The 16,365-nt window shown below is 59.7% G+C and carries 12 protein-coding genes; 2 read left to right on the top strand and 10 right to left on the bottom strand.

Annotated features, from left to right (window positions below; genetic code table 11):
- Positions 1-97 precede the first annotated feature (97 nt).
- The 4 genes from preA to FHJ80_RS04370 are packed head-to-tail and all read right to left on the bottom strand — an operon-like array spanning position 98 to position 5,196.
- Positions 98-1,441: an NAD-dependent dihydropyrimidine dehydrogenase subunit PreA gene (gene preA / locus FHJ80_RS04385; protein WP_139525824.1), complete on the bottom strand. Its 1,344-nt coding sequence runs from the start codon at positions 1,439-1,441 to the stop codon at positions 98-100.
- Positions 1,438-2,817: an NAD(P)-dependent oxidoreductase gene (locus tag FHJ80_RS04380; protein WP_139525823.1), complete on the bottom strand. Its 1,380-nt coding sequence runs from the start codon at positions 2,815-2,817 to the stop codon at positions 1,438-1,440. The genes preA and FHJ80_RS04380 overlap by 4 nt, the downstream gene beginning before the upstream one ends.
- Before the next feature lie 38 nt (positions 2,818-2,855).
- A complete protein-coding gene (hydA, locus tag FHJ80_RS04375; protein ID WP_139525822.1) occupies positions 2,856-4,295 on the bottom strand; it encodes a dihydropyrimidinase in 1,440 nt (479 codons plus the stop codon).
- Between the two features lie 34 nt (positions 4,296-4,329).
- The gene (locus FHJ80_RS04370; RefSeq protein ID WP_139525821.1) at positions 4,330-5,196 is read right to left on the bottom strand and encodes a nitrilase-related carbon-nitrogen hydrolase; all 867 of its coding nucleotides are present in this window, start codon (positions 5,194-5,196) and stop codon (positions 4,330-4,332) included.
- A 614-nt stretch (positions 5,197-5,810) separates the two neighbouring features.
- On the opposite strand from FHJ80_RS04370, the gene FHJ80_RS04365 reads away from it, so the two are divergent.
- Complete coding sequence (locus FHJ80_RS04365) at positions 5,811-7,322, top strand: NCS1 family nucleobase:cation symporter-1 (RefSeq protein ID WP_139525820.1); 1,512 nt, start codon at positions 5,811-5,813, stop codon at positions 7,320-7,322.
- A 64-nt stretch (positions 7,323-7,386) separates the two neighbouring features.
- On the opposite strand, the gene FHJ80_RS04360 is transcribed toward FHJ80_RS04365, so the two are convergent.
- Complete coding sequence (locus tag FHJ80_RS04360) at positions 7,387-8,295, bottom strand: LysR family transcriptional regulator (RefSeq protein WP_139525819.1); 909 nt, start codon at positions 8,293-8,295, stop codon at positions 7,387-7,389.
- Between the two features lie 189 nt (positions 8,296-8,484).
- On the opposite strand from FHJ80_RS04360, the gene FHJ80_RS04355 reads away from it, so the two are divergent.
- Entirely contained in the window at positions 8,485-11,535 is a 3,051-nt protein-coding gene (locus tag FHJ80_RS04355) for an EAL domain-containing protein (protein WP_139525818.1), read from the top strand.
- Here FHJ80_RS04355 and FHJ80_RS04350 read toward each other — a convergent pair.
- Genes FHJ80_RS04350 through FHJ80_RS04330 form a run of 5 tightly spaced genes read right to left on the bottom strand, consistent with a single transcriptional unit; the run spans position 11,515 to position 16,275 of the window.
- On the bottom strand, positions 11,515-12,558 hold the full coding sequence (locus FHJ80_RS04350; protein ID WP_139525817.1) for a GTP-binding protein: 1,044 nt from the start codon (positions 12,556-12,558) through the stop codon (positions 11,515-11,517). The two genes, FHJ80_RS04355 and FHJ80_RS04350, sit on opposite strands and share 21 nt — an antisense overlap.
- Positions 12,559-12,561: 3 nt before the next feature.
- Positions 12,562-13,554: a GTP 3',8-cyclase MoaA gene (gene moaA, locus FHJ80_RS04345; RefSeq protein ID WP_139525816.1), complete on the bottom strand. Its 993-nt coding sequence runs from the start codon at positions 13,552-13,554 to the stop codon at positions 12,562-12,564.
- Positions 13,551-14,804 (bottom strand): gephyrin-like molybdotransferase Glp, encoded by a 1,254-nt coding sequence (gene glp, locus FHJ80_RS04340; RefSeq protein ID WP_139525815.1) that lies wholly within the window; start codon positions 14,802-14,804, stop codon positions 13,551-13,553. The genes moaA and glp overlap by 4 nt, the downstream gene beginning before the upstream one ends.
- The gene (gene mobA, locus FHJ80_RS04335; protein ID WP_139525814.1) at positions 14,801-15,421 is read right to left on the bottom strand and encodes a molybdenum cofactor guanylyltransferase MobA; all 621 of its coding nucleotides are present in this window, start codon (positions 15,419-15,421) and stop codon (positions 14,801-14,803) included. Before mobA ends, glp begins: the two co-directional genes overlap by 4 nt.
- Positions 15,418-16,275 (bottom strand): formate dehydrogenase accessory sulfurtransferase FdhD, encoded by an 858-nt coding sequence (locus tag FHJ80_RS04330; RefSeq protein WP_139525813.1) that lies wholly within the window; start codon positions 16,273-16,275, stop codon positions 15,418-15,420. The genes mobA and FHJ80_RS04330 overlap by 4 nt, the downstream gene beginning before the upstream one ends.
- Between the last annotated feature and the right edge of the window lie 90 nt (positions 16,276-16,365).

Below are 16,365 nucleotides of genomic sequence, written 5' to 3'. Positions count from 1 at the left end.
CCACTGGGGGAACGGTAGGTTGCAGAAAATGCGACCGCCTCTTTATCAAGAGGCGGCCGTGTCGACCTGAGTCGGCGTAGGTGTGGCTGAGTAGCGCCTAAGAGGCGACGCGGAAGGGGTTGCGCGGGTCGTCGTCCCAGGCGAGGAAGGGTTTGCCGGTTTCCTGAGGCACCATGGTGATGCAGCTCTCCACCGGGCAGGTGATTTGGCACAGGTTGCAGCCCACGCACTCGTCTTCGATGACCTCGTAGCGGCGCGCGCCGTCCTGCTCGGTGAGCTTGGCAATCGACTGGTGGGAGGTGTCCTCGCAGGCGATATAGCAGCGGCCACACTCGATGCACAGGTCCTGGTCGATATGGGCGATGGTCTTGAAGTTGATGTCCAGGTGCTTCCAGTCGGTGGTTTGCGGCACCGCCTTGCGGGAAAACGCCTCGGTGGAGTCGTAGCCTTTTTCCGCCATCCAGCGGGAGAGGCCGTCTTTCATTTCCTCCACGATTCTAAAACCGTTGAGCATTGCCGCGGTACATACCTGCACGCTGCCCGCGCCGAGTGCGATGAATTCCGCGGCATCCCGCCAGGTGGAAATCCCGCCAATACCGGAAATGGGCAGCGTGGGCGTGGCCGGGTCACGGGCAATTTCCGCCACCATGTTCAGGGCGATGGGTTTCACCGCGCTGCCGCAGTAGCCGCCGTGGGTGCTCTGGTGGCCCACGGTGGGTTTGGCGACCATGTTGTCCAGGTCGATGCTGGTAATGGAGTTGATGGTGTTGATCAACGAGACCGCATCGGCCCCGCCCCGCAGCGCCGCCTGGGCGCCCACGCGAATATCAGTGATGTTGGGGGTGAGCTTGACGATGACCGGCTTGGAGTAGTGCTTTTTACACCAGTAGGTGACTTTTTCGATCAAATCCGGGTTTTGGCCCACCGCCGCGCCCATGCCGCGTTCCGGCATGCCATGGGGGCAGCCCAGGTTGAGCTCGATGCCGTCCGCGCCGGTCGCTTCCACCCGCGGCAGGATATACGCCCAGGCTTCCTCGTTGCAGGGCACCATGATGGAGACGATCAGCGCACGGTCCGGCCAATCCTTCTTCACCTGGGTGATCTCTTGAAGGTTGATCTCCAGCGAACGGTCGGTAATCAGTTCGATATTGTTGAAGCCGATCACCTCGCGGTTTTTGCCGTAATGGGCCGAGTAGCGGGAGGAGACATTCACGGCAGGCGGCTCTTCACCGAGGGTTTTCCATACCACGCCGCCCCAGCCCGCCTCATAGGCGCGCACCACGTTGTAGGCTTTGTCGGTGGGCGGGGCCGATGCCAGCCAGAAGGGATTGGGAGCTTTGATGCCAGCAAAGTTCACCGATAGGTCGACGCCGTTCACCACGCTGTCGCCGCTGTTTTTCTTGCCTGGAAAAGAGAGGGTGTTGAAAGGTGTGGTATTCATGCGGCCTCCTGCTGGGCGGCGAGCGCTTGATGAATGGCGTGGGCGGCCAGCTTGCCGTGCTGCACGGCTTGTACGGTGAGGTCCTGGCCGGGTTTTACGCAGTCGCCACCGGCATACACGTTGGGCAGTGAGGTTTGGAACATTTCATCCACGTGGATGCGCTCGCCATCCCGGGCCAGTTCGGCGGCGGTGGCATCGCGTAGGCTGTCGCCCGCAAAGCCCTGGCCGATGGCGGTGAAAATGGCATCCGCCGCGATCTCGAAGGTCTCACCCGTGGTGGAGAGGCGGCCCTGCTGCTCGGTGGTGTTGGCAAAACGCATGCCTGCCACGCGCCCTTGGGCGTCCAGCAGAATTTCGTCCGGCTGGGCCCAGGTCACCATGCGCACGCCGTTGGCCTTGGCGATCTCCTGTTCGTGGTCGGTGGCAGACATCGCCTCAGTGCCACGGCGATACACTAGGGTGACCTCTTTAGCCCCCAAACGCGCCATTTGCGTGGCCATATCGATGGCGGTATTGCCTGCGCCAATCACGATACAGCGCTTGGCTACGGCCAGGCTGCCCAGGTCATCGGTTTGGCGCAGGGGTTTGATGTAGTCCACGGCGGGCATCAGGCCCGGTGCATCTTCGCCGGTCAGCCCTAGCGTACGGCTGGCGCCCAGCCCTAATCCCAGGAATACGCTGTCGTACTGTTGGCGCAGGGTGTCGAGAGTGAGGTTGTCGCCCAGGCGTTGGCCGTACTGGAGGTCAATGCCGCCAATCCCCAGCAGAAACTCGACTTCCTTGCGGGCAAAATCGTCGGTCATCTTGTAGCGGGCAATGCCGTACTCGTTGAGCCCGCCAGGCTTTTGCTCGGCCTCGAAGATCGTTACCTGATGGCCCAGCATGGCCAAGCGATGGGCGCAGGAGAGCCCCGCTGGCCCCGCGCCCACCACGGCAACATGGCGGCCAGTGCTGGCGGCCCGCTTGAAGGGGTGGCTATCGAACTGCATATGGTCGGTGGCGTGGCGCTGGAGCAAACCGATCAGCACCGGCTGGCACTCGGCGTCGTGGTTACGCACGCAGCTGCGCTCGCAGAGGATTTCCGTAGGGCACACCCGGGCGCAGCTGCCACCGAGGATATTGGCTTCCAGAATGGTTTCTGCTGCGCCATTGATGTTGTTGTCACTGATCTGACGGATGAAGCTGGGAATGTCGATGTCCGACGGGCAGGCCTCGACGCAGGGGGCGTCGTAGCAGTAGAGACAGCGCTGGCTTTCGATGATGGCCTGGCGCGGCGTCAGCGGCGGATGAAGATCGCTGAAGTTGCTTGCCAGCGTTGCTGGGTCGTAGGTGCCGACCTCTTTTGCGTTGGGCAGATGATCAAGTGAATGGGTCACGGTCGTTTCTCCATGGCTCTGTTCTGAGAAAGGGCGGGTTAGCGCGTTACCGCCATGGGTGCGTTTAGCTCGGCACGTTTGGCGAGTAGTTCAAACACACCGGGGTAGGCGGGACGTTCTAAATAGCGCCCCGCACCGCGCTCGGCGTACAGCTCCCCGTCGCGCCATGTCCACTTGCCCTGGCTGATGGTATGGCGGGCAATGCCGCGTACCGTCTTGCCCTCGAAGATATTGAAATCGACGTTCTGATGATGGGTCTTGGCTGAAATCGTGCGGGTGCCGTTGGGGTCCCAGACCACGAGGTCGGCATCGGCACCCACCTGGATCGCCCCTTTGCGCGGGTAGAGGTTGAAGATCTTGGCGGTGTTGGTGGAGGTGACCGCTACGAACTCCTGGGGCGAAAGCTTGCCGCTATTCACCCCTTCGTCCCAGATAACCGCTAGGCGGTCTTCCACACCCGCGGTGCCGTTGGGGATCTTGGTGAAGTCATCTTTACCAGCGGCCTTCTGCTCTTCGCAGAAACAGCAGTGGTCGGTGGCGGTGGTTTGCAGGTTGCCAGATTGCAGGCCGTGCCAGAGCGCTTCTTGGTGGCCCTTGGGCCGGAATGGCGGGCTCATCACATGGGCGGCGGCAGTGGCCCAGTCCGGGTGCTGGTAAACGCTGTCATCGATCACCAGATGGCCCGCCAGGCACTCGCCAAACACCGGGTGGCCCTGCTGGCGGGCGTAGGCGATTTCATCCACCGCGTCTTTGGTGGAGACATGCACCAGGTAGACCGGTGCGCCCAGGGTGGAGGCAATACGAATGGCACGGCTGGCGGCTTCGCCTTCCACCTGCGGTGGGCGAGAAAGCGGGTGGGCTTCCGGGCCGGTGATGCCTTGGGCCAGCAGTTTCTGCTGCATGTGGTAGACCAGCTCGCCGTTTTCAGCATGTACGGTGGGCACCGCTCCCAGCTCCAGGCAGCGGGAAAAGCTCTCCACCAGAATGTCATCGGTGGCCATGATCGCGCCCTTGTAGGCCATGAAGTGCTTGAAGCTGTTGACCCCGTGCTCGCGTACCAGGGTGCCCATCTCCTCTTTGACGCTCTCATCCCACCAGGTGATCGCCACGTGAAAGGCGAAGTCAGTGGCGGCTTTCTCCGCCCAGCCCTGCCAGGTTTCGAAGGCTTCCAGCAGCGACTGGCCGGGGCTGGGAATCACGAAGTCGATGATCGTGGTGGTGCCGCCCGCCATGGCGGCGGCGGTGCCGGTGTAGAAGTCTTCGCTGGCCACCGCGCCCATGAAGGGCATCTGCATGTGGGTATGGGGGTCGATGCCGCCAGGCATCACCAATTGGTGGCTGGCATCGACGATCTCGCAGCCTTCCGGCACCTCCAGGTCGGTGCCAACGGCGTGGATTTTGCCGTCGACACACAGCACATCGGCGCGGTAAGTGTCAGCGTGGGTGACCACCGTGCCGCCCTTGATCAATAAGCTCATGGTTCGCTCCTGTCGTTGTGTTTAGCCAGCAGAATCATTCACCGTCGGTGAGGCGGGTGTAGGTCTCGGGGCGGCGGTCGCGGAAGAACTGCCAGTTGTTGCGCACCTCGCGCACCATATCCAGGTCGATCTCATGCACCAGCAGCTCGTCTTCTGTGGCGCTGGCCTGGGCCTCGATCTTGCCGCGTGGGTTGACGATGTAGCTGGAGCCGTAGAAGTCGCCGATATTCCAGGGCGCCTCGGTGCCAACCCGGTTGATCGCGGCGATGAAGCAGCCGTTGGCAGCGGCAGAGGCGGGTTGCTCCAGCTCCCATAGGTATTGGGAAAGACCGGCCACCGTGGCAGAAGGGTTGAAAATCACTTCGGCGCCGTTGAGCGCCAGTGCCCGCCAGCCTTCCGGGAAGTGGCGGTCGTAGCAGATGTACACGCCGATCTTGCCGTAGGCAGTATCGAAAACCGGCCAGTTGGATTGCCCCGGCTTGAAGAAAAACTTCTCCCAAAAGCCAGCCACCTGGGGAATGTGTGTCTTGTGGTATTTGCCCAGGTAGCTACCGTCAGCGTCGAATACCGCCGCCGTGTTGTAGTAAACGCCGGTCTCGGTCTCTTCATAGATAGGGACGATGATTACCATGCGGTGCTCGGCCGCGAGCTTCTGCATCATCTGGCAGGTGGGGCCTTCCGGCACCCGCTCGGCGGCGGCGTACCACTTGCTGTCCTGGCTGGGGCAAAAATAGGGCTGATTGAACACTTCCTGGAAGCACAGCACCTGCACGCCTTGCTCGGCGGCTTGCTGAATCATGGGCAGGTGCGCTTCGTTCATCGCGTCACGAATGGCGCCGGGTTCTTGATCAGTGCTGGTATTCAGGGCCATCTGAATCAGGCCAATCTTCATTTTCTGCATGGACTACCCCTCTTTTGTCATAACGCGCCGACCATCCGAATGGATGGGAGGTCAGCTATGGGTGGCTTTTCTGCCGGTATCGATGAGTGGCGGAAAAGATCGCTAGGCGTGTCATGACATCGACTCATGGTCGACACTTATAATTGTTAGCAAAGCTGTCATGATAGACAGTTTTTTGAACATAGCGCTGATTGAAGACGTTTTGCAAGAAGTTTTTATAAAAAGCCTGGTTGTCTTTCAAGTGACTGTTTTTTCTGTTTTTTAAATTTTAAGTTGGCCGTTTTTATCAATTTGGTGAGATGCTGCACTATTATGGCGTTTCTTTTTTATGATTTTAAATCAATAGTTTGTGTTTTGTCTTTTTATTTTCATATTGATTCTTTGCATTCTTATGGTGCGTTTTATGAATATGCCGCTACCCTGTTTAGTAAGTTTTAATACCCGTTGCTATAACAATAATGATGTAGAGAGTTTCTTTTTTATATATGTCTTTTTAGTCAGCTTTGTGTTCAATGAGTTAGCGGTGAGTGTGTGGTTTTGGGCACGCTTATTGCTGGGTAACCTGTTGAACCTTTGAAGATAAAAAAAGCAATGGCGAGGCTAAGGAGACAACGATGACGGCAGCGAAATCTCGAATGATCGATCAGCAGGGGTTGGTCGAACTGGCAGTGGAAGACGATGTACGTGAAAGCGCCCGCTTCAACGAGGATATTGCGCCCACCGAAGCAAAAGAGCGTACCTGGAGCAAATGGAACATTGCGGCGCTGTGGGTCGGTATGTCGATCTGCGTACCCACCTACACCCTGGGCGGCGTGCTCACGGCCTACTTTGGGCTGAGCGTTGGCGAGGCGCTGTTGGCCATTCTGCTGGCCAACGTGATCGTGCTGATTCCGCTGACGCTGAACGCTTTTCCCGGCACCAAATTCGGCATTCCCTTTCCGGTGGTGCTGCGCTCTTCGTTTGGTATCCTGGGCTCCAACGTGCCCTGCCTGGTGAGGGCGCTGGTGGGCTGCGGCTGGTTTGGCATTCAAACCATGTTTGGCGGGCTGGCCATTCACCTGCTGCTGTCGGCGCTGTTTCCCGCCTGGGCGGCGCTGGGAGGTGTCGGCGAGGTGATTGGCTTCTTCGTGTTTGGCGCCATGAACCTGTACGTGGTGATTCGCGGGGCCGAGTCGATCAAGTGGCTGGAAACCCTGGCAGCGCCGCTGCTGCTGGCCGTAGGGATCGGGTTGATGATGTGGGCGTGGCCGCACATGTCGATGACCGAGCTGCTGGCCCAGCCGCCGTCGCGCCCGGAAGGGGCTTCGGTATATGGTTACTTCTTTGCTGGCCTGACGGCCATGGTGGGCTTCTGGGCAACGCTGTCACTGAACATTCCTGATTTCAGTCGCTTCGCCAAGAGCCAGAAGGACCAGATCGTCGGGCAGATCCTGGGCTTGCCGTTGACCATGTTCTTCTTTGCTGCCCTTGGTGTGGTGCTTACCGCAGCGTCTGAGTCGCTGGTAGGACAGACCATTGCTGATCCAGTCAATTTGATTGGGGTGATTGACAGTCCTGCTTGGGTGGTGCTGGCGATGGTATTGATCATTATCGCGACACTCTCCACGAATACTGCCGCTAACATTGTTTCCCCTACCAATGATTTCCAAAATATTGCGCCTAAATTTATCAATCAAACGCGAGGAGTGCTGCTGACAGGGGCTGTAGGGGTGTTGCTGATGGGTTACGACCTGCTGCAAAAGGCGGGGGTGGTGAGCCAGGGCGTTTCTCTGGAGCAGATGTACTCCAACTGGCTGCTGGGCTACTCCAGCCTGTTAGGGCCCATCGCTGGCATCATGGCGGTGGATTACTTCCTGATTAAAAAGCAGCGTTTGGATGTGCCGAGCCTGTATATGGACCACCATGCTTATCCCGCCGTCAATATCGCCGGTTTTATCGCCTTTGGTGTTCCGGTGGCGTTAACGCTGCTCTCGCTGCTGACCGGTACCATGAACTGGTTCTATGACTACGGCTGGTTTACGGGCTCCGCGCTGGGGGCAGTCGTCTATTACCTCGCCAGCCAAGCACTGGCAACGTCGCCTCAGGTGGGGCCTGTACCTCTCGCGGCGAGTGAGGTCGTAAAATAAGTCGTTATCCGGTTTGATGACTGAACCACGCTATGACGCCCGGCACTTTACCGGGCGTTATGCTTTATGATTCGCGTTGTTCGACAAACCCCAAAAACGCATCGACCACACGGTTGGGTCGTCGGTCGTGGCGTGTGACCAGCACGAAGGGAATACGATAGTGCCGAGTGGTCGGATGCAGAGCGCGCATTTTGCCTGCGGCGACCCACTGTGCGGCGACATGCTCGGGTAGAAAGCCGATGAATCGGCCGGTGAGGATCAGGAACGCCGCGCCCTCCCGGTCGGAAGCGGAGGCTTGTAGGTTGAGCGCTTCGTGGGCCTGACGTGCCATGTCGGGAAGCGGATAGCGGGGTCGAATGGCCGGGTATCGAGCGAGCTGGGCGGCGCTCTCGGCGTCGTCGGGTACGCTGAACAGCGGGTGGCCAGCGGAGCAGTATAGGTAAGAGGGCTCGTCGTAGAGCAAGCGTGTTTCCAGGCTGGTGGGCAGGTTCACGGCGGGCACGACGCCCACGTGTAGATGACCGTCCATCACGCCGCGAATCACCGCATCTGAGGGCTCCATATGAATGTGTACCGTGACCTCATGGTGGGGGGCGGTCAGTGCGGCTAGCGCATGGGTGACATTCATGGCGGGGAGGGTGACGAGATTGTCGGTAATGCCGATGTTCAGCTCGCCTTTGATGGTATGGTGTAGCGCATTCACATCGCTTTTGAACGTTTCCAGCGCCGTAAGCAGTGTGAGTCCCGCCTGGTAAATCTCCTTACCCTCTTCTGTCAGGCTAAAGCCTCCACGCCCACGTTGACATAGCGAAAAGCCCAGCCTGCTTTCAAGGTCGCTCATGTGCTGACTAATCGCCGAGCGGCTAATGCCCAGCGTGGTCTCGGCTGCAGTGAAGCCTCCGCACTCCACCACCGTTTTAAAAATACGCACTAGACGTATGTCGTAGTCGCTCATTTGGCCTAGCGATGCCATAACTGCCTCTTCTTGATAAAAAGGGCGCTTATTGAAGAATTAAGCTGGCTAAAAACTGATATACATCAAAAAAACAACGCGCCACTATGGGGTGATGTCATCTTGGCCTGGCGTTGGTGTATCTTCCACTGTTCTTTTTTACACTGTATCAGGTGCGCCTGCGGGATACCTGAATAAGGTCGATGTGCCATGTTTCCTTCTCGCAGTGATGCAACGAGCCGCGATGTGCCCGTATTGCCACGTTATCGACGTTTGCAGCGACGCGCGATCGGCTTTTTCTTTTTGGCGCTGTGTGTGGTGGTGTCGCTGTTTGGTTGGCTATTGACTGGCCAGTACCAGCAGGAGATTCGTGCGGCAGAAGCCCGGGCCTCTGCCCGCTCTAACGTCATGACCGAGTGGGCGAAAGGCGTCTTTGGGCAGAGCGGGCAAGCACTTTTCACCTTGGCTCAGCACGTTGAGACCCGCGGGTTCGATAGCGCTGACGGTATGGCCGACATACAGGGGGCCGTAGAAGCCTTGACCCGGTATATGCCGCTGATCAATGAGATCGGTATTCTCAACGACCAAGGGCGCGTATGGATCAGTAGTCGTGATAATCGCCATGCGGGCATCGATATTAGTCACACTGATTTTTTTCGCTCGTTTCAGCAAGGGGGCCAGCGCGAGCTCGTGACGCCGCTTTACTGGTCGGACGAGGATCGTCAGTTTTATCTCTATCACGCTCGGCGAATCAGCGGCGAAAACGACCGATTTGATGGCGTCGTGGTCGCGCGTTTGGTGCCCAAAACCCTGATGGACGCTCTTCAACAAATGCGCGTTTATGATGGCGAAAGCATGAGCTTGGTCGACGGTAGCTTGAAGCTCATCGCTCGTCATCCCGTGCCTGATCCACCTGCCTTGGTGGGCATGCAGATCGACGATCCGGCGACACGGCAGTGGCTGACCACCCAGCAAGCCTCTCAAACGTTTACGGCTCGCTCGCCGCTGGACGGGCGCGAGCGCCTGTTCCATATGCAGCGTGTCGGCAATTACCCCGTACTGGTAGTGGTCGGGGTCGATGTGCAGCGCCAGCTTGCCGGTTGGCGTCAACGCGGCCTGGTTCTCACGCTGGCAATGGGAGGGATGTTGCTACTGGGGGCCTGGGGCGTGCGGCACTATTTGAATCGACTGTCGCTCTCGTATCGGCTGCAATCCCGGGAGGCGCGCTTGGACGCGCTGATCAACTCGTTGCAAGATTTGATTTTCGTCTTCGATGGTCAAGGGCGGTTTCGCTTCGTTCACGCCATCGAGAAGGACAAACTTCTACTGGAAAGCCAGCAAGCGCTAGGGCGACATTACGATGAAGTACTGCCTGCCACGCTGGCCAAGACCTTTGATAAGGTGTTCCACCAAGTCCAGCGCTCCGGACAGGTGGCGACGTTCGAATATCCGTTACTGCTTGGCCAGCAGCAGCGTCACTTTCACGCCACGGTGAGCCCGTTGGCCAGTCACACTCATCACATCGAAGGAGTTTTATCCGTGACCCGCGATATTACCGACGCGAAACAAGCAGAAGTCGAGCTGAAAATCGCGGCTGCGGCTTTTCAGGCGCACTTGGGCATCATGGTGGCGGACGCGCGGGGTAACATTTTAAAGGTCAACGATACCTTCAAACGCATTACTGGCTACAGCGATGAAGAAGTGGTGGGCAAGAATCCGCGCATGTTCAGCTCGGGCCACCATAACGCGGCGTTTTATCGTCGTTTGTGGCGCAGCGTCATGGCCACGGGGAGTTGGGAAGGAGAAATTTGGAATCAGCGCAAAAACGGTGAGCTGTTTCCCGAGTGGCTGACCATTAGTGCGGTTTACGACGCGGCGGGCGAGCTGACCCACTACGTCGCCACCATGAGCGATATCAGTGAGCGCAAAGCTGCCGAGCAGGAGATTCACCAGTTGGCGTTTTACGACCCGCTCACCGGATTCGCCAACCGGCGTCTCTTCATGGACCGTGTCGGCACGGCGCTGAAGGAGCTAAACCGCCATCAGCGCTGTGGCGCGCTCTTGCTGATCGACATCGATAACTTCAACCATGTGAACGACACCTTGGGGCATCACGCGGGGGACCAACTGTTGCAGTGCGTGGCCCGCCGATTCGGTCAAATGCTGCGTGACACCGACACGCTCGCTCGGCTGGGCAGTGACGAATTTGCCGTGTTGATCGAAGGCGTGGATGGTAGCCCACGCCAAACGCACGCGTTAGTCGAGCACATCGCCAAAAAACTGTTAGCGGCGCTGGACGAGCCCGTCCCAATTGGTGAAGAGAGTGCCGTGGTGAGTGCCAGCGTGGGCATTACCATCGTGTCGGATAGTCAGCGGAGCGCCGACGACTATCTACAGCAGGTAGATATGGCGCTCTCTCAAGCCAAGACGGGCGGGCGCCAATCGCTGCGTTTCTTCGATCCCTCCATGCAGGCCGCGCTGCTGGCCAAAGTGAAGCTTGAGGCGGAACTGCGCCAGGCATTGGAGAATCAGCAATGGCGACTTCACTATCAGCCTCAGGTGGATCGCCACGGTATGCTCACCGGGGTGGAAGCGCTGCTGCGTTGGCAGCACCCCGAGCGTGGCATGGTCTCTCCGGGGGAGTTCATTCCACTACTGGAGAGCACCGGGCTGATCAATGACGTGGGCGAATGGGTATTGGAAGAAGCCTGCCAGCAGCTTGCTCGCTGGGCGCCTTCACCGCTGCTCAGCCAGCTGACGATTTCGGTCAACATCAGTCCGCTGCAGTTTCGCGAGGCGGATTTCTTGCCCCGCGTGGAGCACGTGTTTCAGCGCACCCAAGCGCCGCTGGCCCAGCTCAAACTCGAAGTCACCGAGTCACTCTTCGTGGAGGCCCGTGACGACGCTCGAGATAAAATGTTGAGCTTGAAGGCGTTGGGTGTGCGCTTTTCATTGGACGATTTTGGTACCGGCTACTCGTCGTTAGCCTATTTGGCTCAGTTGCCGTTGGATCAGCTAAAAATCGACCAGTCCTTTGTACACCAAGTACTTGAGAGCAAGGCCAATGCGGCGATCGTGGAGAGTACCATCGCCCTGGCCAAGAGCTTGAACCTCGACATCATTGCCGAGGGGGTCGAAACCCAGACCCAGCAGGTGTGGCTCATGGCCCACGACTGCCACGCCTTTCAAGGCTATTTGTATGGTCGCCCGGTTCCGGTCAGTGAGATCGAGGCGATGGTATCAGGGCGCTTCCACTCGTGAGCGAGCTAGCTGTGCATGCAGGGTGGCGATGAGCGCCGCGTGTTCGAGAGCGTCGGAGGTGATAGGGTCGGGAGTAATCACTTCGAGCCGCGAGTCTTGCCGCCAGGCGCTGCTGGCGACGCTGAGCGCTCCGTCGGCGCGGTTGAGCCGTTTCCAGCCATCCGTGGTGTGAAACACGCCCTTCACCCGAGCGGAGGTAGGTAATTCGCCGACACAGTGGGCAAGCAGGTCGAGGTCGAAGCGTTCGGTGGGGTGCCAGCGCAGGCCGGTACTGGTGTAGCCCAAGGCGTTGGCGGTTTGCTGCTGAGGCGTGCCGGGCGGCGGTGGGAAATCGAAAAACGCGCCATCCAGACTCGGGGCCGCCGCCAAGGCATGGTGCGCGTCAGGCATCGCGGGGTGCGCTGGCTGGCTGGCCTGACCGCTCTCCAGCAGCAGCGCCACGGGAAGTTTGCCGTGGTCGACGATATGCACCCACTTTGGCGTTGGCCATAGCGCACCAACAAACTGCTGCGCTTGACGATGCTGGGCCTCTCTTGCTTGGTCACCCATCGTGATGGCGATGGCATCGGCCATCTGCAGCTGGTCTTGAAACGTCTCGTGCTCGCGCACGCGGGGGTCGTCCAGGCGACGAGGGTCGAGCGTGGCGATAATATCTTGTACGGCTACCACGTCCTGAAACGCCTCACCGCGCAGCAGGTCGAGCAACCCCGCCGGGTGGCCAAGGCCGGAGGGCTCGATGATCACCCGGTCAGGCTTGCTGCGCGCCAACAGATTGACCAGCGCGGCCTGTAACACGAACGCAAGCTGACAACACAAGCAGCCGCCGGGTAGGCCCTTCACCACCACATCGTCGCGGCTATCGAACATAGCTTGGTCGATGCCGATCTGACCAAATTCGTTGACCAGAATGGCCCACTTTTCATCCACAGGCTTTTGTTCGATCAGGCTGTGGATAAGCGTGGTTTTACCGCTACCTAAAAAGCCGGTGACGATGTGAACGGGTACGCGTGACGCAGCAGCCAACGGTTATCCTCCGGTCATGTTCATGAAACGCACCACCTGCACATCACCGTCGGTGGTGAAGTGGTGGCGTTCTGGCTTGAGCGGCAGGGCGTTGATAATGGCGGTTTTGAGCGCCTGCATATCGCCAGGGTGGCGGCGCAACACGGCGCGCAAGTCCACCGAGTGTTCATTCCCTAAGCACAGCAGCAGACGGCCTTCCACGGTGACCCGCACGCGGTTACAGCTATCGCAGAAGTTGTGGCTATGGGGCGAGATAAAGCCTACGCGGCTATCGCTGTCGGCCATTCTGAAGTAGCGCGACGGCCCGGGCGTGGTCTCGGTAGTCGCCGTCAGCGGGTAGCGGGTTTCGATCATCGCCTGGACGTCGTCGCTGGAGTAGAAAGTCTCCGCCCGGGAGTGATCCGATACATCGCCCAGCGGCATCTCCTCGATGAAACTGATATCGAGGCCTTCCTGGCGGGCAAAGGTCACCAAGTCGAGCACTTCGTCTTCGTTGCGGCCCTTCAAAATTACCGCGTTCAGCTTGATGCGCTCGAAGCCCGCCTCTTGGGCGGCGTGGATGCCGTCGATCACCTTGGCGAGATCGCCGGTGCGCGTGAGCTGCTTGAAGCGCTCGGGATCGAGAGAGTCGAGGCTGATATTGAGCCGACGCAAGCCGCCTTGGTAGAGCCGCTTGGCGTGTTTACGCAGGCTGGCACCATTGGTGGTCATGGTGAAGTCGTCCAACCCTGGTAGGGCGCCGATGTCGTCCACGAGTTGCTCGATGCCTTTACGCACCAGCGGCTCCCCCCCGGTCAGGCGGATTTTCTCGACACCCAGCTCGGTGAAGGCGCGTGCCACCATGGCCAGCTCTTCCAGTGTGAGGACTTGCGCACGGGGAAGAAACGTCATTTCCTCGCTCATGCAGTACACGCAGCGAAAGTCGCAGCGGTCAGTGACCGACATGCGTACGTAGCGTACCCGGCGGCCAAAATCGTCGATCAGTTGTTCGGTCATTGCCAGCTCGTTATGGGTTGAATGCAGACCGCCTCGCCTGGCTGAGCGCCTGCTTGGTCATCGCCAAGTTCGATCAAACAGTTGGCCATCACCATGGATGTCAAAATACCCGAACCCTGGGCGCCGGTGCTGCGCACGTGCAGCACTCCCTGGTCATCGCACGTATAGACACCGCGCAAAAAATCCGTGCGTTTCAAACGACTTTTAAGCGACGTTTGGGCCATCGCCGTCAGCCGTCGCGGTGCTGCCGGTGGTTGGCTTTGCAGCCGCTGCAGCAGCGGCACCACGAACTGACTAAACGTTACCATGACGGCCACCGGGTTGCCCGGCAGACCCACGAACGGCGTGCGCGAATCGCCTAGCTGGCCGCAGGCCATGGGGCGACCGGGGCGCAGCGCCACTCGCCAAAAGGCCAGCCGCCCAAGGGCCTCCAGCGCGGTGCGTGTGTAATCCGCATGACCGACCGATACGCCACCACTGGTGATCACTAGGTCGCACTGTGTCGCAGCCTCGGCCAGCGCCCGTTCGATGGTGTGCGGGTCGTCGGGCAAAATGCCTAGATCCACGACCTCGGCCCCTTGCTCGCTGAGCATGCCCATCAGGGTAAACCGGTTGGTATCGTAAATCCCGGCGTTGGGCAACGGCTCCCCTGGCGGCGTGACTTCGTTGCCGGTAGAGAAAATCGCGACCTTGGGACGACGATACACCGTGATCTCGGCATAGCCCAGCGAGGCTGCCAGACCCATGCCTGCAGCGTCCAGACGTGTGCCTGCCGTCAACGCCACATCGCCCTCGGCAATGTCCTCGCCCGCTTGGCGAACGTGCTGCCCGACGCTGACGCGCTCAGGGCGTTCGACGGTGACACGGTGCGCCTCTTCGACGAGCTGTTCACGCATGATGACCGTATCGGTGCCGGTAGGCATGGGCGCCCCGGTGGTGATGCGTACGCACTGGCCGGGGAGCACATGACCGTCGAACGCTTGCCCGGCAATGGCGTCGCCGATGACAGGAAAGTGCACAGCATGAGGCGACGCATTGGGCCATGCCAGGGCAACGCCATCCATCGCCGCGTTGGTATTTTGCGGCACGTTGATTCGGGCGGTGATGTCGACGGCCAGCCTGCGCCCGTAGGCGCGGCTCAGCGGCACCTGCTCGACGGCTACCGGCGTTTCCACCAGCGTCATCAGCGCCGCTCGGGCGGCCTCGACACTCAGCATCTGCTCGCCCAGCTCGAAACACGATAGGCTCATGGCACCTCCTGGGAGGATGTCGTCATGGCCTGCTCCAAACGCGCTTTTTCCTCTTCGGTGTTGAGGTTGGCGAACGCTTCCGGGCAATCCGACATATCGACGCGGCACCAAGCGTGGCGGGCGTACCAACGGTCGATTTTACGCTCGCCGTCGGCCAGCGTCGCGGCCAGATCGTCGGCCAGCGACGTGCGCAGTAGCGCGATGACCGGGTGCAGGCGCTCGCCATCGAAGGCCACGGCAATGTCGTGTTCGACACCTTCTTGGATAACCCCCGCGATCATCCGCGACACCACATCGAAGGGCAGCGCCGGGGAGTCGCAAGGGGCGACCAATAGCCACGGCGTTTGGGCGGCACATAGGCCGCTGTAAATACCCATCAGCGGACCTTTGAAACCGCCTTCGGCATCAGCGATGACGCGGTCGGCAAACAGCGCGTAGGCATCGCCGTTGCGGTTGGCGTTGATCATCAGCTCATGCACGTGACCGTCAAAGCGTTTGACGGTATGCGCCACCAGCGGCAGGCCCGCGAAAGGCTCGAGCCCCTTGTCTCGACCGCCCATACGGCGACCCTCGCCGCCGGCGAGAATCATTCCGGTGAGATCCTGCTTGGCTATCATACGCCTGCCTCCTTGGACGAGCGCGCGCTGGGCGGTTTGGGGGGTATGGCGTCTAGGGTCAAGCGGCCAGCGGCGTTGATCGCTTGGAAGCTTTTGCCTTTGGCCCGAGCGATCAGCATGACGCCGAAACGTTCGGCCAGCTCTACGCCTTTTTGCGTCACGCCTGAGCGCGATACCAGCACGCTAATGCCCATTTGCGCGACTTTTAGCACCATTTCGGAGGTGAGGCGGCCGGTGGTATAGAAAATATCGGCGCTCTGGCTGTCCGCTTGATTGAGCCACTGGCGGCCGGCCAGCGTATCGACGGCGTTATGTCGGCCCACGTCTTCGACGAAATCCAGCACCCGCGCTTGGTGGCACAGCGCACAGCCGTGAACCGCCCCCGCGCTGCGATAGGTGTCATTATAGGTGTTCAAATTAGCCAATAAATCATACAGAGTGGATTGCGCCAACGGTGTCTCGGGCAGCGCGGTCAGGGCGGTTTGCTCCAGCAGGTTTCCGAACACGGTACCTTGGCCGCAGCCGGTCGTCACGGTGCGTTTGCCCAGGCGCGCTTCCAAGTCCTCCGGCAGATGGCGAGTGACGATCACCGCTGCTTCGACGTCCCAATCGACCTGCACGGCGGCCAAGTCCTCGGCGCTGCGCAATAGTCCCTGATTACGCAAGTAGCCCACCACCAGCGCTTCTGGGTCGTCCCCTAGGGTCATTAGCGTGACGATCTCGCGCTTATTGAGGTAGACCGTGAGCGCACGCTCGGCGGCAATCGCCTGGGCGCGCGTGTCGCCGTAGGCATCCATGACATCGATGGTGGTCGTGGCCGGTAAGCGGGCTCGGCTTAGCTGAAGGGCGGGCATCCGCAATCCTCACTGATACCAAAACGTGGTGTGGGTAACGCAAACACGGCGAACATTACGATAATAGTTGAGTAAAATAGTCTGAGTTGA

Source organism: Halomonas sp. BL6 (assembly GCF_006228115.1).
GTDB classification, from domain to species: domain Bacteria; phylum Pseudomonadota; class Gammaproteobacteria; order Pseudomonadales; family Halomonadaceae; genus Vreelandella; species Vreelandella piezotolerans.
This window is presented reverse-complemented; position numbering and strand designations above follow the sequence as displayed.